1 protein-coding gene is annotated in these 231 nt (G+C 64.1%); it reads left to right on the plus strand.

The genetic code is table 11. From position 1 onward, the window contains the following. A partial coding sequence (locus KM800_RS15335) for an aconitase family protein (RefSeq protein WP_254906594.1) occupies positions 1-231 on the plus strand: 231 nt, incomplete at both ends.

Here is a 231-nt window from a genome sequence, read left to right on the forward strand (position 1 = left end):
CACGGGATGGGAAAACGGCTATGACGGCATCACCGACCCGATCAGCAAGGAACAGATCACCACGCTGAACGACAACATCGCGCAGATCACACCGGCCGCGTTCTTCCCCTTCATGCACAAGCGCCAGGGCATCGTGCACGTGATCGGCCCCGAGAACGGTGCCACCCTGCCCGGCATGACCGTGGTATGCGGCGACAGCCACACCAGCACGCACGGCGCGTTTGGCGCGCT

It is taken from the genome of Clostridium tyrobutyricum (assembly GCF_019144085.1).
In the GTDB taxonomy this organism is placed as follows: Bacteria; Bacillota; Clostridia; order Clostridiales; family Clostridiaceae; genus Clostridium_B; species Clostridium_B tyrobutyricum_A.